At 66.0% G+C, this 16,734-nt stretch carries 15 protein-coding genes; 4 read left to right on the top strand and 11 right to left on the bottom strand.

What is annotated here, in order from left to right; all coding sequences use genetic code 11:
* From KF886_04930 to KF886_04965, 8 genes are all read right to left on the bottom strand, one after another.
* A complete protein-coding gene (locus KF886_04930; protein MBX3176681.1) occupies positions 1-1,341 on the bottom strand; it encodes a hypothetical protein in 1,341 nt (446 codons plus the stop codon).
* A 196-nt stretch (positions 1,342-1,537) separates the two neighbouring features.
* Positions 1,538-2,551: a formylglycine-generating enzyme family protein gene (locus tag KF886_04935; protein ID MBX3176682.1), complete on the bottom strand. Its 1,014-nt coding sequence runs from the start codon at positions 2,549-2,551 to the stop codon at positions 1,538-1,540.
* Positions 2,552-2,877: 326 nt separating this feature from the next.
* The gene (locus KF886_04940) at positions 2,878-3,927 is read right to left on the bottom strand and encodes a metallophosphoesterase (protein ID MBX3176683.1); all 1,050 of its coding nucleotides are present in this window, start codon (positions 3,925-3,927) and stop codon (positions 2,878-2,880) included.
* A gap of 350 nt (positions 3,928-4,277) precedes the next feature.
* Complete coding sequence (locus tag KF886_04945; GenBank protein MBX3176684.1) at positions 4,278-4,496, bottom strand: 2-oxoisovalerate dehydrogenase; 219 nt, start codon at positions 4,494-4,496, stop codon at positions 4,278-4,280.
* A gap of 91 nt (positions 4,497-4,587) precedes the next feature.
* Positions 4,588-5,166, bottom strand: coding sequence for a hypothetical protein (locus tag KF886_04950; protein MBX3176685.1), 579 nt, complete (start codon positions 5,164-5,166; stop codon positions 4,588-4,590).
* A 19-nt stretch (positions 5,167-5,185) separates the two neighbouring features.
* On the bottom strand, positions 5,186-5,554 hold the full coding sequence (locus tag KF886_04955) for a hypothetical protein (GenBank protein ID MBX3176686.1): 369 nt from the start codon (positions 5,552-5,554) through the stop codon (positions 5,186-5,188).
* An 11-nt stretch (positions 5,555-5,565) separates the two neighbouring features.
* A complete protein-coding gene (locus tag KF886_04960) occupies positions 5,566-6,801 on the bottom strand; it encodes a DUF3592 domain-containing protein (GenBank protein ID MBX3176687.1) in 1,236 nt (411 codons plus the stop codon).
* Between the two features lie 80 nt (positions 6,802-6,881).
* Positions 6,882-8,102, bottom strand: a complete 1,221-nt coding sequence (locus KF886_04965) for a DUF3592 domain-containing protein (GenBank protein MBX3176688.1) — start codon at positions 8,100-8,102, stop codon at positions 6,882-6,884.
* Positions 8,103-8,525: 423 nt separating this feature from the next.
* Here KF886_04965 and KF886_04970 point away from each other — a divergent pair, with 423 nt between their 5' ends.
* The 3 genes from KF886_04970 (at position 8,526) to KF886_04980 (ending at position 12,906) form a co-directional block, all read left to right on the top strand.
* Entirely contained in the window at positions 8,526-9,332 is an 807-nt protein-coding gene (locus KF886_04970; protein ID MBX3176689.1) for a DUF4349 domain-containing protein, read from the top strand.
* Between the two features lie 85 nt (positions 9,333-9,417).
* Positions 9,418-10,470, top strand: a complete 1,053-nt coding sequence (locus KF886_04975; GenBank protein MBX3176690.1) for a hypothetical protein — start codon at positions 9,418-9,420, stop codon at positions 10,468-10,470.
* Between the two features lie 36 nt (positions 10,471-10,506).
* Complete coding sequence (locus tag KF886_04980; protein ID MBX3176691.1) at positions 10,507-12,906, top strand: FAD-dependent oxidoreductase; 2,400 nt, start codon at positions 10,507-10,509, stop codon at positions 12,904-12,906.
* Positions 12,907-13,284: 378 nt separating this feature from the next.
* On the opposite strand, the gene KF886_04985 is transcribed toward KF886_04980, so the two are convergent.
* Complete coding sequence (locus KF886_04985; protein ID MBX3176692.1) at positions 13,285-14,739, bottom strand: hypothetical protein; 1,455 nt, start codon at positions 14,737-14,739, stop codon at positions 13,285-13,287.
* A gap of 95 nt (positions 14,740-14,834) precedes the next feature.
* Between KF886_04985 and KF886_04990 the strand changes: the two genes are divergently transcribed.
* Positions 14,835-15,749 (top strand): alpha/beta fold hydrolase, encoded by a 915-nt coding sequence (locus KF886_04990; GenBank protein MBX3176693.1) that lies wholly within the window; start codon positions 14,835-14,837, stop codon positions 15,747-15,749.
* On the opposite strand, the gene KF886_04995 is transcribed toward KF886_04990, so the two are convergent.
* Together KF886_04995 and KF886_05000 are read right to left on the bottom strand one after the other, a co-directional pair.
* Complete coding sequence (locus KF886_04995; GenBank protein ID MBX3176694.1) at positions 15,746-16,147, bottom strand: hypothetical protein; 402 nt, start codon at positions 16,145-16,147, stop codon at positions 15,746-15,748. The genes KF886_04990 and KF886_04995 overlap by 4 nt on opposite strands.
* 60 nt (positions 16,148-16,207) lie before the next feature.
* A complete protein-coding gene (locus KF886_05000) occupies positions 16,208-16,729 on the bottom strand; it encodes a hypothetical protein (GenBank protein MBX3176695.1) in 522 nt (173 codons plus the stop codon).
* Positions 16,730-16,734 lie beyond the last annotated feature (5 nt).

The following is a 16,734-nucleotide window of genomic DNA, read 5'->3' on the forward strand; positions in this document are numbered from 1 at the left end:
TCAGTTGTGGCCCTCCGCATAGGCGATGAGCCAGCGGTCGCCGTATTGCTTGAAGCCGACGCGCAATGTGATCACGCTTTCGCCTTCCAGGTCGGATCGGATGAGCACGGGCGTCGCGTAGATCCATTCGTCCTGCCGGGTGACGCGCGTGCGCTTCCAGTCGAACCAGGCGTGCTTCATGCGCCCGGCCGTGTGGTAGGCCTGGACGATGACGCGGAGCGCGCGCCGCCCGTTGCCCTCGTCGTCCCGGAAATCGCGCGCGATGGCCGTCATGAACATATCCACGTCGCCGCGGACGCAGGCCTGCGTGGCGACATCGAGAATCGCGTCCACGATGGCGGCGTCTTCGAGGGAGGCGTTGACTTCGATGCCGGCGCCGGCCTCCGGGGCCCAGAAGCCCAGGAACGCGCGCATGAAATAGACCAGGCCGGCCGCGAACGCGACCCCGCACATGACCGCGGCGCGCTTGAGGTACTTCTTGATCGGGAGGCGGCGCTGGCCCGGCGGCGTGAAGAAATTGTCCACGATCGCGCCGGACTTGCCGCGCTGAAGCAGGTCCTTCGCGCGCGCGAGTTCGCCGCACACGGTGTTCAGGTTGCCGTCCACCGCCTGCCAGTCCCGCCCCAGGCGCCCGCGCCCGCGGATTCCGCCGGCCAGGGCCTCCAGGCTCGTGCCGTCGGACAGGATGCGCCCGAGCCCGCTGGAGAGTTCGTCGCGCCCGCCAAACCAGCGCGGGAGCGTCGGGTAGTCGCAGGAAAGCTTGCTCCGGAGCTGGATCAGTTCCGACTCCAGCGCGCGGCGGTCCGCGCCCGGGCGGAGGCTCTCCTGCACCAGCTCGTACATCCGCCGCCAGTCCGCGCGGAAGGCGTTGAACTGTTTCGTGTAGCGGTCGATGTCCTGGTGCGAGGCGTGGGGCTTGAAGAACGTCTCCGGCAGGCGGATGGGCTTACCCGGCTTCGCGCGGTCGCGGGCTTCCTGCAGGAGCTGGCGGATGTAGCCCAGCGCCTCGTTCACGAGCTCCCACTCGTCAATCGTGCGCCCCGCGCCATTGCGCGCGCCCTCAGCGAGGGATTTGAGTGTCGCGCCGTGGTCGAAAAAGGCCCCGATCTCCCCGTAGAGCCCGTGGCCCTCCCCGCGCCAGCGCGCAAGAATCGGGTAATCACACGAGATCCGGCCCTTCAAGTCCAGGTAGGCCACCTCCAGTTCGCGCTTGTCGAACTTCTCCTGCTGGTAGCCTTCCAGAAGCTTGAAAAGATAATGCCAGTCCTTGTGCAGCGCCTTGAGCTGCTTATCGAGTTGTTCCCATTCACCCGGGGACACGGTCTGACCACGTTTACCCATGCCACCACCCGCGCCACCTCTCCCAAGCCTACCCCCTTACGGTATCCCGTGGCGGGATTTTTTTCAAGCGCGAAGTTGCGCGCGGGGGGCGGCGGAGAATACGCTCTCGTTCCCACGGTCCTCCGTGGGAACGCAGCCCCCGCCGCTCCAGCGGGCGCAACCACCGACAACGGCCCCACGCATCACCCCGAATCCATTATCGCCGCGCAACCGTCTCTATCGGAGCCGTTCCGGCCACCCGAAATCCATCGTACACCCGCGCCAGCTCCGGCGACCGGGCGTTTCGGAACGCGCTCCGGCAATACCATGGTGTGTCGCTCCAGGATCCGCCGCGCTGCACGCGAACTGTTCCCGAACTCGGACCTTGTGGATCCCGCGCGGGGCTGCGCGCGTAGTAACCCTCGTCAAACCAGTCGGCGCACCATTCCCAGGCATTGCCGTGCATGTCGTAGAGCCCCCAGGCGTTTGGCCTGAACTGTCCCACGGCGGACGTAACGCTAATTCCATCCTCCCAGGGAAAAGGGGTCCAGTCGAAGCCCAGTACGCCAGCGACGGATGGGTTCATCACATTGGCAAATCCGCGCAGGGACGCCGGCGTGTCACCCTCCGCATAAAGTTCGCTACTCCCGGCCCGGCAGGCATACTCCCATTCGGCTTCCGAGGGCAAACGGAACGCGAAACCGGTCTCCGAGGAGAGCCAGTCACAAAAGGCCCGGGCATCTTCCCACGATACGTTCACAACCGGCTGGGCGTCGCCATCCAGGGAAAAGCCCCGGTACGCGCCGCTGTTGTGACCGGGCCGAAAACGCCGGAACTGCGCATTGGTGACTTCGTGGCGTCCCATCCAGAATCCCCGGCTAATCTCCACTTCATGCCGGGGAGTCTCGCTTTTGTGGGATCGCACTTCGGGGCCGAATTCGCTGCGATCCAGAGAATCCGAACTGCCCATCATGAAAGCGCCCGGCGTGATCCAGACCAACTCGAGTTGCACCCCCCCGCCGAGATCCACGGTGCGGACCTCGCCGGGATCCGGAACCCCGGCTCCGTTCCACGCTATGCCCGGAGCCACCGCCATCCGGAACACATAGAACGCAAAGCCAAGCAGCATGAGGACCAGCGCGGCAAGCAGCAGAACCATCGTTCCCACGAGTGCGCGCCGCGCCCAGGGGTCCGGCGATTCCAGCGCAACCGCCCCACGCCCCCGCCCCATGACGGTTTCCAACTCATCGGCAAGGGGGGATTTCGTGTCCCGAGACTCTACGCCTTGCATCCGATTGCCCCCCGCACCGTTTTCGCATTATGAATACTGCAACGCGGCAGCTGAACGGTCTCGCAGCAACAACAGCGCAGGCGCCCCGGTCTACCCACACAAGAATAGCTCCACATCGGACAAGCCCTCCTTTTTTTCCCAGCATACCACGCCGAGGACGGCTGTTCGAGAGTTAATTCTTCTCGTTCCCACGGCCATCCGTGGGAATGCGGTTCACTCCGTCTCGGTTGCGACGATGCGGCGGGCAATCTGGATCTTCCTCCCTCTCACGCCCAGGGCAGCGCCTCGACGGTGTCGATCTTCTTCCCCGGCTCGCTGGTCCAGGTGCTGCCGTCGGGCAGGACGCTCTCGGCCACATACTTGCCCGTTTCCGCGTTGGCGGTGATGATCTTGCCGCCCTTGGGCACCTTGTCGCCGCCGTAGCCCGCATGGCCCGTCGCGCGCCCGTAGTGCAGCGTGACCCCGCCCCAGACGCCCGCGTAGTCGTTCACGTGGTCGTGGCCGCAGAAGTAGGCGCGGACGGTCCCGAGCGCGTCGATCAGCGGCAGGCTCGTGCCGTCCTCCGCCCACGAGCACACCTCCTCCAGGAACACGCCGCCGGTCTCCGGCTTCGCCCACACATCCGTGTATTGCTTCACGGGGATGTGGACGACGGCGAACGCATTCTTCGCGCGCAGGCGGTGGTCCTGTTCCGGCAGCGCCTTGAGCCAGGCCTGCTGCGGGGCGAGCAGGCCGTCGTTCATGGAGTTCAGGCAGAGGAGGTCCCAGCAGGGCGCGCCGTCTCTGCCGGTCAGCGTCACAACATAGTTGCCGCCGCTGGCGCCGCCCCGGTAGAGCGACCCCTTTGCACCGTGCAGCGCGTCGTGCCCCTTCGCGTAGTCGTCGAGCTGGTCGTGGTTGCCCCACGTAAAGAGCCACGGCACGCCCCACCCGGAAACCTTCTCGATCGCATAGGCCTGGAATTCCGCGCCCCGCCCGTCCGGGTTGTCGTGCCAGAGGTCGCCCGAAATGAGCAGCAGGTCCGGGCGCGTCTTGTCGATCAGCCGCGGGATATCCTCCAGCGTCTTCTCGTCCCGCGCGGGGCCGTGCTTGTCCCGCCCGTTGAAAAAGTGGATGTCCGTAAGTTGCAGCATGCGGATGCGCGACGGATCCGCCACCGCGAGCGAGGCGTGCTGCCCGGGATAGGTCGGCGAAGGCGCCAGGCCCACGCGCGCGGGGTCGATTTCCGCGCCAGCTGCGGATGGCAGGACGGCGGCGGCCGAAAGCGCGGCGGCGCTCCCGAGGAACTGGCGGCGGTTGACGTGAAATGGGGACATGGGGGTACTCCTGAAGGATGAAATCTAAAGGATTAATGACTTAGGCTTCTGGCCGATTTAAGTTTGCCAAGTTGCAGTAGCATCAGAACGCAAATTCGGTGAATTTCGCCGGTCCACAATTCACCTCTGGAACCCGGCGTCCCAACACGAAAGAAGACAGCGCCTGCCGATCCATTGCTACTCCGCCGGTTTTGCCCCGGAGGGGCGCCGGAACTTAGCCCAAGGTGGAGCGAGGAACGAGCGGAACCCTGGGTAACCGCCCCCCCATAAGCATGAACCCGCGAAGCGGGTGGCGGAAGGTGCTGGGGGCATCACCGGCTACTTCCGCCGCGAGATCGCGGGGCAGCCGATTAGACGGCAAAACTGATGACCTCGTCCCGCACAAAATGCAACTGGATCGCGGGCGGGATATCGTTCTCATTCTCGAAGTGGCATTGCAGCGCGTCGCGGATCATCGTCTTGAGTTCATCAATCGTGTCGGCCTGCGTGGTGATATTCTCGCCCAACGCGCGCGCCACCCAGCCGCCGCCTACTTCGTCTTCCTCCACCTGAAATACGATTTCCGTCATGGCATGCTCCTGTGTCTTAATCAGTATGCCACCACCGGTCTTGAACGGGCAACTCCCCGTCTCCGCACGCAAACGCCTGTCTGATCCGCCCTTATCCCCCATCCCGCGCGCAGAAATCGTACAGCGCAAAGAAGACCTCGCGGATGTTCCCGCCGTTCCGCGCGAATTCCTCCCGCGCCCGCGGCCACAGCCGCTCGCAATCCGCCGGCGCGAGTTGCTGGAGGAGTTCCCGGAGCAGGGCCTCGCCGGTGCGCGCGGTATACAGCGCCGGGAGGCGGCCCGGGCGGTGCACGGTGATCACGAAGCCGCGAAACCGCCGCGCGCGCCAGCGGATGCGCCGCCACGCGATCGGGCCGAGCTGTTCGGCCCCGTCGAGAAACAGCACACAATCGGAGGGTGCCGCATGGATCGCCGCCCGCGCCGCCGCAAACTTCCGGGGCATCTCCTCGTTGAGGAAGACGTACACCACCGGGATCCCCCGCGCCTCAAGCCGCGCCTCCGCTTCGAGCAGCAGCGTGGTCTTGCCGGATCCGTGCGGCCCCACAATCGCCCCGCGAACGCCCGGCGCCGCGATCCGGCCAATAAACGCCTCCCAATCAAGGTCCGGCGCGCGGTATGGCAGCGCCTCGATCCGCGCCACCCGAAACGGGTTCTGGTCCGCGCTTACCATCGACAACGCCGCCGGGCGATCATTCCACTTTCTTCAGGGTCACCTGCTCCACCCACGGCGACACGATCAGGGGAAGCCGCTCCACCCGCTTCCCGTTGTTCAGGATCAGTTCGATCGCCCACCGCAGGGAGATGAGCTGCCCCTGGAAGCTGTAGGGCGCGGCGGGCAGCGAAAAGCGAAAGGTCCCCTGGATCTCCGGGAGGTGGGTTGGGAGGACCAGTTCCTCCACCACTTCCACATCCATGGAGCCCTTGCCTTCCGTATACCAGAACAGGCGCAGCACGGCGGATTTGGGCGGGTCATCCAGCCGCCAGCCGAGGGCGCCCTCAAGCACCTGGCCGGGGACGAGCGTATTGGGGTCCTGGTGAAGCTGTAGAGAAAGGCTCATGCGGCGGGCTCCTATTCCGGCAGACGGAACTCAGGCGCCAGCCGGATCGGGCTGGCGATGGGTAAAGGCGATACCACGAAGTCGAATTCTTCACGCACATCCGGCCAGCGGGCGATCTCCCCGCGGACCCTTAACTGCCATTGGATCTTGTTGTTCGCGCCCGCCAATGTGGGCGCGGCGAACTCTGGAACGGCAAGCGCCACCTCACCCTCGCGGATTTCGCGTGGTTCCGTCGCCTCCAGGAGCGCTATCGACACAAATGTGCTTCTTTCGGTGGCCGTTGTTGTGCCGCGCCGGTACGTAGCCACTTCCAGCCCGAGCAGGGTGATCGAAAGCTTCCGGATGCGCCCGGCATTGCCGCGAAAGGACCATCCGAGCAGCGTGGAACCGCCGAGCGCCACGTGGCCCGGACGGAGCGTGAGATCGGGACGCGGGTTGAAGAGCTTGAACAGAAAGTATCCGGCGCCGCCGATAAGCGCGAGCCCAACAAAAACGAACGGGATGAGGAAGAGCAGTGACACCAGTTGGATGCTGCCATCCTCCTCAATGTTTATGTTCTGGAACATGGCGGCCAAGATCACGCCGTTCCAGACGAGCGCGGCGGCGAGTAAGACCGCAGGGCCGAGGATACTGTTCTTGCCCCCCGATAGCAGGATGGCGCCGGTATCCGACGCCAGCTCGGGCTGCTCCCGCCCGCGGGGTATCGCGGCCGCCCGGGGCGCTGGCGCGGCGGCCCCGCCCCGGCCCTGCTGCCGGATATCGCGGGCACAATAGAAAAAGAGAAACAGGCCGAAAAGGACGAAAATCAGTCCGAAGCAGCCGATGAGGTAAACGTTGCTGAATGAGCGGTCCAGCACGGCTTCGCCGGGGTTGTTCGGGTTAACGTAGCATTCGCGGGTTTCGCCGGCGGGGAACCGCGCTACACGGGCCTCCCCGGCCTCAAGCCCCCCGGAGGCGATGTCGAAGAAGTTGTATAGGCCGCTCTCGTAGCGCGTCTCGTTCCAGGTATACGCATAGCGGATTTCCGTACTGTAGCGGATCCCATCATCGCCGGTATGCGTGAGCACCTGGCTTTCGAGGATGGTGCAGGGCGCGGCGGGCCAATCCTGCGCCGCGCGCCATTCGAGCAGTGGCAGGGCGCTGAAGGCGGTGAAGAAGCCGCCGCCCACAAGCACGAAGACGCCCCCCGCGAAACGCAGTATGCGCGCGGAAGACCTCTCGGCCCGCTCTCGGGTTAACGGTCTCAAATCCTGTCTCCTGCCCATCCGCCTAAGCGGCCCTGCCGCCGGGCGAAGCCCCGCGCAATAAGCGCCGGCCCTGGCGCAGTCTAAACCTGGCGGAATTCGGCGGGCACGGGCCGCAGCGCGGGGTCCGCCGGCAGCGGCGACACCACCAGTTCGAACTCTTCGTTTACATCGGGCCAGCGCCGAATATCGCCGTGCACCTTCACCTGCCACTGGATCTTGTTGTTCGGCGCGTTGAAGGTGGGCGCCGTGAACTCGGGTACGGTCACGGCGACTTCGCCCTGCCGGATCTCGGCGGCAACCTCGGTTTCCACGATCACGATCTTCTCGAAAATGCTGCGATCCGTTGTGCTGGAGGTGCCCCGGCGATATGTGGCCGCCTCCTGCCCCTGAAGCGTGATGGTGAGCTTGCAGATCCGGCTGGCGTTGCCCCGGAAGGCCCAGCCAATCGTCGCGGTCCCGCCGAGCGGCAGATAGCCGGGCGAGAGCGTCAGGTCGGGCCGGGGATTAAAGAGCGTCAGGAGGAAGTAGAGCACGCCGCCCAGCAGCGCCAGCCCGATGAGGACGAACGGGATGAGGAAGAGCGTGGCCACCATGTCGAAGCCGCCGTCGCCCTGGCCCAGGGTATTCCACAACGCGATGTACGTAATCCCGTTCCAGATGACCGCGAAAATCAATAGAAAAACGAATCCAATGAGGCTGTTGTTTCCGCCCTTGAGGGTGATCCGACCGGCGTCCAGCGCGGGCGCCGGGATCGCCTCCGAAACCGTGCCGGCCGAGCGCATGCCCGACGAAGAAATGCCCCGCTCCCGGGGGCTCCCGAGCCTGCCGAAAAGCATGAACGCGCCCACCAGCACAAAGATCAGGCCGAAACTGCCAATGAGATACGTGAAACTGAAGCCGCGCGCCAGCACGGCCTCGCCAGGATTCTCGGGATTGACGAAGCACTCGCGCATTGCACCGGCGGGGTACGCGTCCACCACGGCCTGCTTGCTGTTGTAGCCGGACGACGAACCCCCGAAGAAGTTGTACTGGTCGCTCTCGTACTGCCGCCCCTCCCACGTGTACGCGTAGTGGATGGCGATGCTGTACGTGGTCCCGTCGGACGAACTGTGGGTCCGCACCTCGCTGCTGACCACCGTGCACGGAACCGCCGGCCAGTCCTGCGCCCCGTACCAGTTGTAGAGCGGCAGGCCGCTGAGGCCAATGGCCACGCCGCTCCCGATCAGCATGAACACCAGGCCCATGACCCGCACGACGCAGCCATGCCCGGCGCCCGTACCGCGCCTCGATATCGATTTCATCCCGAACCTCCTGCCGGATACGATACTGCGAAGCCCGGCGCGATGCAACCGGCGCGATCTACGCCATGCCTGCGATCCGGCGCCAGGCGCTGAGCATGCGGGGGGGAAACTTTTTTTCACTGGACGAAGCCCGGAAATCGTTATAGTATGAAGTGTACGAGCAAAGACGCGGGGCGCACGGCTCACGAAGGCGGTGCGGCAGCAATGAATCAACCAGAGAGGGATTCAAGCATGTTGGCGCAAACCAGTCATCGGTGTTATTCGGCATTTGTACTCGCTGCGGGGCTCGTCGGTACGGCGGCCCTCACAACGGGCTGCTCTCAAGCGGCGCGGTACGTTGAGCAGGACAAAAGCGCCGCCCCCGCAGAGGTGGCTCCACTGTCCAGGCGCTATGTAAGCCCCGAACATGCGCTGCCGCAGAATATGGGTTTCAACGATTCCTTGAAGCACGTGGCCAGGGCGGAGCCAGCCGCTTCCGCCTCCGTCCTGCCCGTTCCCGCGCTTCCCGCCGCCGCTGCGGCATCCATACTCCAGGGGGCGACGCCGGTGCAGCCGCATCTGGTTAAGACGGTGGATATTCACCTCCAGGCGGACGATGTCCGCGCGCAGAGCGCGGCGCTGCAATCGCTGACCACCGAAATGGGCGGCTACCTTTCCGCGCTAGACGAAGATTCGAACTCGGTGGAACGGACCGTTATCAGACTGACCTTGCGCATCCCCGCGCAGCAACTCGACGAGGCCATGAAGCGCATCGAGGCGCTCGGCAAGGTATTTCAACGCAGCATGACGACCCAGGATGTAACCCTGCAATTTGTGGACATGCAGTCGCGCCTGCGCAACCTGGAAAAGACCGAAGCCCGGCTGTTGGCCCACTTGGAGCAATCGGGTCCGATGGAAGCCATACTGACCGTGGAAAAGGAGATCGATCGCGTCCGCGGCGAGGTTGAGACGCTCCAGGGCCGCATCAACGATCTGGGCAACCAGATCGGCTATGCCACCGTCCGCGTGACGCTGTCCGCAACCCCCACCGCCGGCCCCATCACGCCCGCCGCCGCTTTCAGCACCAGCGCGACCTTTACCGACGCGCTACGCAACCTGGTCGGCTTCGCCCAGGGCGTGTGGTTCATCGCGATCTGGGTTCTCGTCTGGATCCCGGTGTGGGTCCCGCTCGCGTTCCTCACGCGCTACATATATCGGCGTAGCCTGGAGGCAAATTCAAGCGCGTCTTGAGTAGTGCGGGTGCTTGCATTCGCGCCGCACGGCGCCGATACTGGCTGCAGTGCAGCCAACATGCATCCATCGGACACCCACCACCATGCAAACCGCGCGAATCGTGCAGATCGGGCTCCTGGCGCTCGTCGCCAGTGGCGCGCTGTCTGGTTGCGGCCCCGAGGCGCGGACGGGGTCCAGCGCGAGCCCCCAGGGGGAGGGCGAACCGGCGTACCGCCAGGCGACGGATCAACGCGCGTCCCATTCGGCTCCGGCGCACGACGCGGCATCCGCGTCCGCCATACACGAGGGCGCAGGGGCAGCTGGCGCTTCGATCCCTCCCTCCCGCCTGACACCCGAACTCCACGCACAGTTCGTCCGCGGTCTCTCCCTGGCCGAGGCGCGAGCATTGACCGCTATCGCGCCCGTGCGCATCGGCGGCGATGGCGAGGCGACCGAGATCTATCGGTGGACCGATGGGGAAGGAAACCATTTCACGGCCCGCTTCGATTCCGGCGTGCTCAGGACCAAGAGTGGCCTGGGCGGGCAGTACGTGTCACGAAACAACGCGCCGCCCCGGACTCCCGTCGCTCCACCCGACACCGGCGGCGAAGCCGTCGCGGAGATCGCGCCGGGGGTCTTCATCCCCCTGGAGCGCGCGGTCGCCGCGTCCACGGGCCAGCCGCGCGGCATCGACAACACACCCCGCCCCGGCGTGCCCGAATCCGCCGCTCCACCCGCGCAGCCGCCCGCCACGACCAGCGGCCCCGCGCCTGGACCGCAAATCGCTATCGCGGGCGATGCGCGCGCCGCGTCGAGCAGCTACCAGCCGCGCGCGAATCTGCCCCCCTTCACGCGCTCGCTGCGTGACGGACGGCACGAGGTGCGGCTTCTCAACCCAGGCAACGCCACGATCCAGGCCGGGCTCCGCCAGGACAAGCTCGGCCGGGACATCACCATTCCGCCGGGCGGCCAGGCGTCTTTCCAGGTCGAGCGCGGGGTCTATCGGCTCTACTATATTCGCGAAAGCGAGCCCTATACCCTCCACGAGACCGATCCGCTGACCCTCGACGGCTTCCTCGCCCCGAATGTCGAGGTCCGCCTGGATCCGGCGAACGTGGAAATGCGCCTGATTGATTACAGCACGCCGGAACAATAGCCCAACCGCCGCGCGCGCCACCCGAAAGGACCCCGAATGTTCTGGAAACGACGCCAATTCTTTCAATACCTCGGCGCCGCGCTCGGCGGAAGCCTCCTGCCGTGGAACCAGGCCCGCGCCGAGGCCGCGCCCCGGACGGATGCCCCGGAGGCGCCAGTCACGCCTTCCGGTGGCCATGCGCCCGCGCCCTTCGACCCGCGCCTCATGGGCGATGGCGTCATCCAGGAGCAATTCGACATCGTCGTGGCCGGCGGCGGTATCGCCGGCTTCTGCGCCGCCGTTGCCGCCGCCCGAAACGGGGCCCGTGTCGCCCTGGTCCACGAGCGATCCATGCTCGGCGGCAATTCCTCCAGCGAAGTCCGCCTCTACCCGGAAAACGCCACGGCGCACCAGGTCTGGATCAAGGAATGCGGCATTTTCGACGAGATCCATGTCGAGGAGCGCGTCCGCAACCACATCCCCTACCGCGAGGGGCTCATGAACTGCCACTGGGACCTCGTGCTGTACGAGTGGGTCCTGCGCGAACCCAATATCACGCTCTTCCTGAACACGCACATGCACCGTGCGGTCATGAAGAACGGCGCCATCGAGTCCATCTACTGCATCCAGCTCGGCTCGGAGCGGGAGTACCTCCTGGGCGCCCGGATCTTCATCGACACCACGGGAGACGGCGTCCTCGCCCACCGCGCGGGCGCGGAATACCGCTGGGGACGCGAGGCCCGCGACGCCCACAACGAGCCCCTGGCGCCCGATCAGCCGGACGAGCAGATCATGGGCAGCACGCTCTTCTTCCGCGCCGTGGACACAGGCGCGCCCGTGCCCTTCAAGCGCCCGGACTGGGCCGTGCAATTCGGCGGGGAGGAGGAATTCCGGGGGCGCAACCACAGCCACATCGAGGGCGGGTACTGGTGGCTGGAGGTCGGCCCGCCCTACCACCCGATCAAGGACAACAACGCGATTATCCACGAGGCCATGCGCCACCTCCTCGGTGTCTGGGACCACATCAAGAACGGCGGGGATCACGGCGCGGAAAACTATGGCCTCGAATTCGTGGCCACCTGGCCCTACAAGCGCGAGTGCCGCCGCATCCTCGGCGACTTCATTCTCACCCAGCAGCACACGCAGGATCCGCCCCTCCTCGACGACAACGTGGCCTTCGGCGTCTGGTTTATCGACATCCACACCCACGGCATTCTCGACCGCTCCGACACGCCTTACAAGAGCCACTACGCGGACGAAAACTGGGACGCCAAGAGCACGCGCTGCTACGGCATCCCGCTGCGCGCGCTCTACTCCCGCAACATCCCGAACCTCATGATGGCGGGCCGCCCCATCAGCTGCTCCTACGTCGCTTTCTCCTCCTCCCGGGTCCTGTGCACCGGCGCGGTCGCGGGCCAGGCCGCCGGAACCGCCGCCGCGCTGTGCGTTCAGCACGGCAAGACGCCCCGGGAAATCGCGCGCGACCACGCACGCGAGTGCCAGCAGCGCATCCTGCGCCAGGATGGCTACATCCCCGGCGTGGCGAACGAGGACCCCGCCGATCTCGCGCGCCAGGCCACGGTCTCGGCCACCAGCGAGGCCGCGCTCGAATTCCCCGCGCCCACTTCGGAGCTGGAGATGGCGCTGCCGAAAGCGCAGATCTTCCCGGTATCGGCCAATCGCGTCGATCGCGTTTCACTCCTCCTGCGCTCTGCCCTGCTTGATCCCGCCGAAATGACGGTCGCCCTGCGGCGCGCCGACCACGTATGGGATTTCCGGGGCGTGGACGACCTGACGGCGGCGACCGCCAGTATTCCCCCGGACCACGAAGGGTGGGTGCATTTCGATTTGAACGTGGACGTCGATCCCGGGCGCCTTTACTACCTCCACACCACCGCACACCCGGGCGTCTTCTGGAAAATGTTCCAGGAAAACGACGCCAACCTGCGCGACCGCTGTCCGGTGGGCGTGGCCCCCGCCGAACTGCCCGGAGAGGTCTACTGGCGCCCCTTCCGCGAAGGCAAGAGCTTCTGCATGCGGGTTGCCCCGGAGATCCACCCCTTCGCGGGCCAGAACGCCGTCCGGGGAAGCAACCGGCCCGACCAATGGACCAACCTGTGGCGCTCCAGCCCGGATCGGTCGCTGCCGCAATCGCTGGAACTCGCCTGGGATCGCGAGATCCGCTTCAATCGCGCCGAAATAACCTTCGACACCAACATGAACCGCCGAAACCGCGCGCCCTTCTTCCGCTACCCCGAGTGCGTGCGCGATTACCGTATCGAAGCGCGCATCGCGGGCGTCTGGACGGCCCTGCACGAGGAGCGCGACAACTATCAGCGCCGGCGGGTGCACGATCTGCCGCGCACCGCCGCCGACCGGCTCCGCCTCACCGTCCTCGCAACCAATGGCGTCCCGGAGGCGCGGGTCTACGAAGTCCGCGTCTACGACGAAGCATAATGCATCCTTGGTATGCTGTACAACTGTGTACGCGTATTGGTATAAAGATCGGAATAGAAGAGAAAGCGCGACAAAGGATCGCGGACATTTCCGCCGCGGCGGACCTTCGGCCTGCCCGCGGCAAAGTGAGCCCACCTCTAAAAGTTCCCCTGCCCCCACCAAAAACCACCTCGAAAGGAAAGTGGCACAGGCGTCTCGCCTGTGTTCAGCGCCGAAAGGCGCAAATGTAGGATAGCCGTCCCGGCTGTCCACGGCGGCGAAGCCGCCCATGCCGGCAGAGATGCCGGCGCTCCAGCAAGGCGCGGCGCCCCGGGACGCAGACATCCCTGGCCGCGCAAGAAACGTTCTGCTGTAAACGAACGCCCGAGACCGCCCGACTCAAAAGCCCAGTACCCCAATGCCCATCCCGGCGGGGAGCGTCTCTTCGAGCGAGTCCTGGTAGCAGCGCAACACGGCGCACCGGTCCGCGTCGATGATGTGATCGTTGCCTTTTTCGTACACGATCTGGCCCAGCGACCCGACGGCGTAGGTGTGCGAGGCGTACTGGGACTCCCGGTCGGGCAGGGGCGGGAAGCGGATCGTCCCCTCGTGAATCCGGCGCTGCAGGAGTTCCGTCATGAATTCCTTCACGCGCCGCCGCGCGAGGCGTCCGTCGGGAAGCGGCTGGATATCCAGGCTCCCGCCAAATTCGTAGGCGCGGACCTTTTCGCACCAGCGCTCCCCGAGGCTCATCAGCTGGTGGGCGACCGCGCGCCCGCTGTTCCCGGCGTCGATGCCGATGCCCCGGAAGCCGCAGGCCGCGTCGAGTTCCTCGATGACCTGCTGCTGCCGCGCGTAGTTTACCCCCTCCAGCCGCACGCGCATCACGTTGATAAGGTGCGGCGGCGCGTTACGGTACACGACGAATTCCGAGGGGTCACGCGCGTAGCCCAAATCGCAACCCAGGTAATAGTCGCCGGGCGGCATCGCGCGCGGCGCTTCGAAACGATCGCCCGCCCGCAGCACGATTTCGTCGAACACGATCCCCGCATCCACGCACGACAAGAACTCATCCAACGAGAACACCGCGTGCGACGGCGCGCCGTGTTGGCCCAGCACCCGGTGAATATAGCCGGGCGTCTCCCGACCGCCGTAAAGCTGGGCCAGTTCCTCGTCCTTCGCCGAATCGAACGACGGATTGAGGCTGCTCGGCCAGTTGTACTGCTCCGCGTCGGGCATCTGGGTCATGCGGTAGAAGGTGTTCCGCAGCCCGTTGGGCACGCCGTAGACCCAGCGCCGCCCGCCCCCGTTCAGCGCCTGGTACAGCTCGCTCCACGACGTGTCCGTCATCTCCTGCGCTTCGTCCACGATCTGCCAGTCCACGTGCATGCCCTGGAAGTTGGTCCCGCGCGGCCCCGCGATGCGCCCCCACAAAACGAAGCCGTTGCGGAACCGGAAGTGCCAGGAGGGCGTCCGCCGCATTTCCACGAGGGAGGGCGCAAACTCGGGCGTACTCTCGAAGCGCCGCGCAATCCGGCTCATCAGCGGAAACAGCTGGTTCTCCGTCTGCGTCGCGATAAGCATCTCCGTTTCGGGGCACGCCACCATCGCCCAGCAGGCGATCGCCTCGATCTCCGTCGTCTTGCCCACGTCGCGCCCGTCACAGTGCACTTTCCGCGGCGCGCGCGAATTCAGCGACCCCCGCTGGTACTCCCGAACCCGCCAGGGCCGTCCGCCGCGCTCCCGAAACAAATGCTCCACGAACAGCGCGCGATCCTGCAGGTTCAGCCAGCACCGTGCCTCATCCGCCGCGATGCCATGGCGCACCAGCGCCTCCAGCGTAGGCAGATCCACGATGTAGCCCCCTCCCTTCGCAATTTCCCATGCCCCGGTTTTGGCCCGGGCGATCCCCGTGGCGTATACTGGAATCCAGTGAAGGAGTCCCGTTCATGCGTTATGCAAAATATGCCGCCGTCGTAATAGCCGCCGCCCTGACCCTCTCCCTGTGCGGCTGCCCGCCCCTCTCGCCCGGCGTGTCGCGCGTGCAAAACCTGGTCTACGGTACGGGGTATGTCGCCGCGAGCAGCACCGGCGCCTTCCAGCAGAAGGATCTTCTTTACGATCTCATCGAGATGGACAGTACGGCGGACAGCCGCCCCGCCGTGCTTATGATCCACGGGGGGCGCTTCGAACGGGGCTCGAAGGAAGAGGAAGAGCTCGTAAGACTCGCCGACGCCCTGGCCCTCGCCGGGTACGCGTGCTTCCTGACCGACTACCGGCTCAAGGGCGACAATCCGCCCGCCCCGGATGATTGGTCGCCCGATGCCGACTCCCCCATCTTCGCGGCGCTCGACCTGCGCGAGGCCCTGCACGCCGCCTTCGTGGACGCCAAAACCGCCATGCGCTACATCCGCGCCAACGCCCGATCGCTGCGCGTGGATCCGGGTCGAATCGCAATTCTCGGCACTTCCGCCGGCGCCTTTGCCGCCCTGGCCGCCGGCCTCACCGGAGACAACCTCTTCTCCAGTGATGGGCCGGGCTTTCCCGTGCCCGAGGAGAACAACCCCGGCGTAAGCACGCGGCCCGCCGCCATTATCGACCTCTGGGGCAGCGCCGCGCCCGTGATCAACGCCTTCGACTCCAGCGACCCGCCGATCATGATTGTCCACGGCAGCCTCGATTTCACGGTCGGCCTCTCGCTCGGCCCGGCAATCGAGATCCGCGACAAATGCATCGAGAACAACATCCCGTACGCCTACTATCCCATCGCGGGGGCCGAACACGGCGCCTGGGACGCCGAAGTGGACGGAAAGAAACTGGCCGAACTCACCATCGACTTCCTGAACACCCACCTCGGCGGCTAATCCAAAGCTCCGCGGCGGCGTTCGCCCCGCCGCCGCTTGCGCCGCGCAACGATCCGCGCGATCCAGAGATCCACGTACTCCGACCCGATCGTCCGCAGAAGATCGATTCCGGCGTCCTTCGCCGCGGCTGCCCCGCGGGCCCGCGCCATCGAACGCGCCCGGGCCTTCTCGGATTCCGTGAGGCGCCCGTCCGCGCGCGACGCCTTAATCGCTTTCACGTAGGTCTGGTACGTCTGCTCCACGCCGCGCTCCAGCGCAAGCAGCGCCCCGCCGAACCGGCGCCGGCGCAGCCGTGCATACGCATCCGCCGATCGAAATCCGGTCCAGATCGCGCCGAGCACCGCACCCGCAACCACCGCGCCGCTGTCGCTCCCCAACTCGCAAAAAATACCGTGCATGCCATCGCCCTCCCTTCGTCCGCTGCCTTCGTCTTCGCGCCTTTGCGCGCCTCCAGGACGCTACAGAAAATCCCGCGCGTCCACGATATAGCCGTTGACGCTGTCGTCCGCGTTCGTAATCGACCCCATGCCCGGGCGCAACACCAGCGCCGCAAGCGCGATGGAACCGCTGTCGGGCACCGGGGCCTCGGGCGTGGCCGACTCCGCGCCGGCCTTCACCGTTACGCCCCAGGTCGCCAGATCCGCCTGCACCAGGTCGATGCGCTCCTCCGAAACCGGCGGCGCGATTGCCGCTGTCTCAATTCCCGCCGCGAGCCGGTACGGATACCCGTCCACGAAAGCGTAGCCCGGCCCCACGGCCACCCGCAGGCTCGCGGGCGCCGTGGCCGTGACGGCGAGTTCCCCCGCGGGCGCGCCCCGGAGCACGCCGCTGCCGCCGCCCCACGCCAGGTTTAAGAGGTGGAACGCGACTTCGAGCGCGCCCTCGATGCGATCATCCCACTGATTCAACTTCGCGCTGGAGACCGGGCGCTCCTCGAACGCCCAGCTCGTCTTGTTGTAGGCCTGTCCCTGAATCGCCATAATTC

This window comes from Candidatus Hydrogenedentota bacterium, assembly GCA_019637335.1.
Lineage (GTDB): Bacteria > Hydrogenedentota > Hydrogenedentia > Hydrogenedentales > JAEUWI01 > JAEUWI01.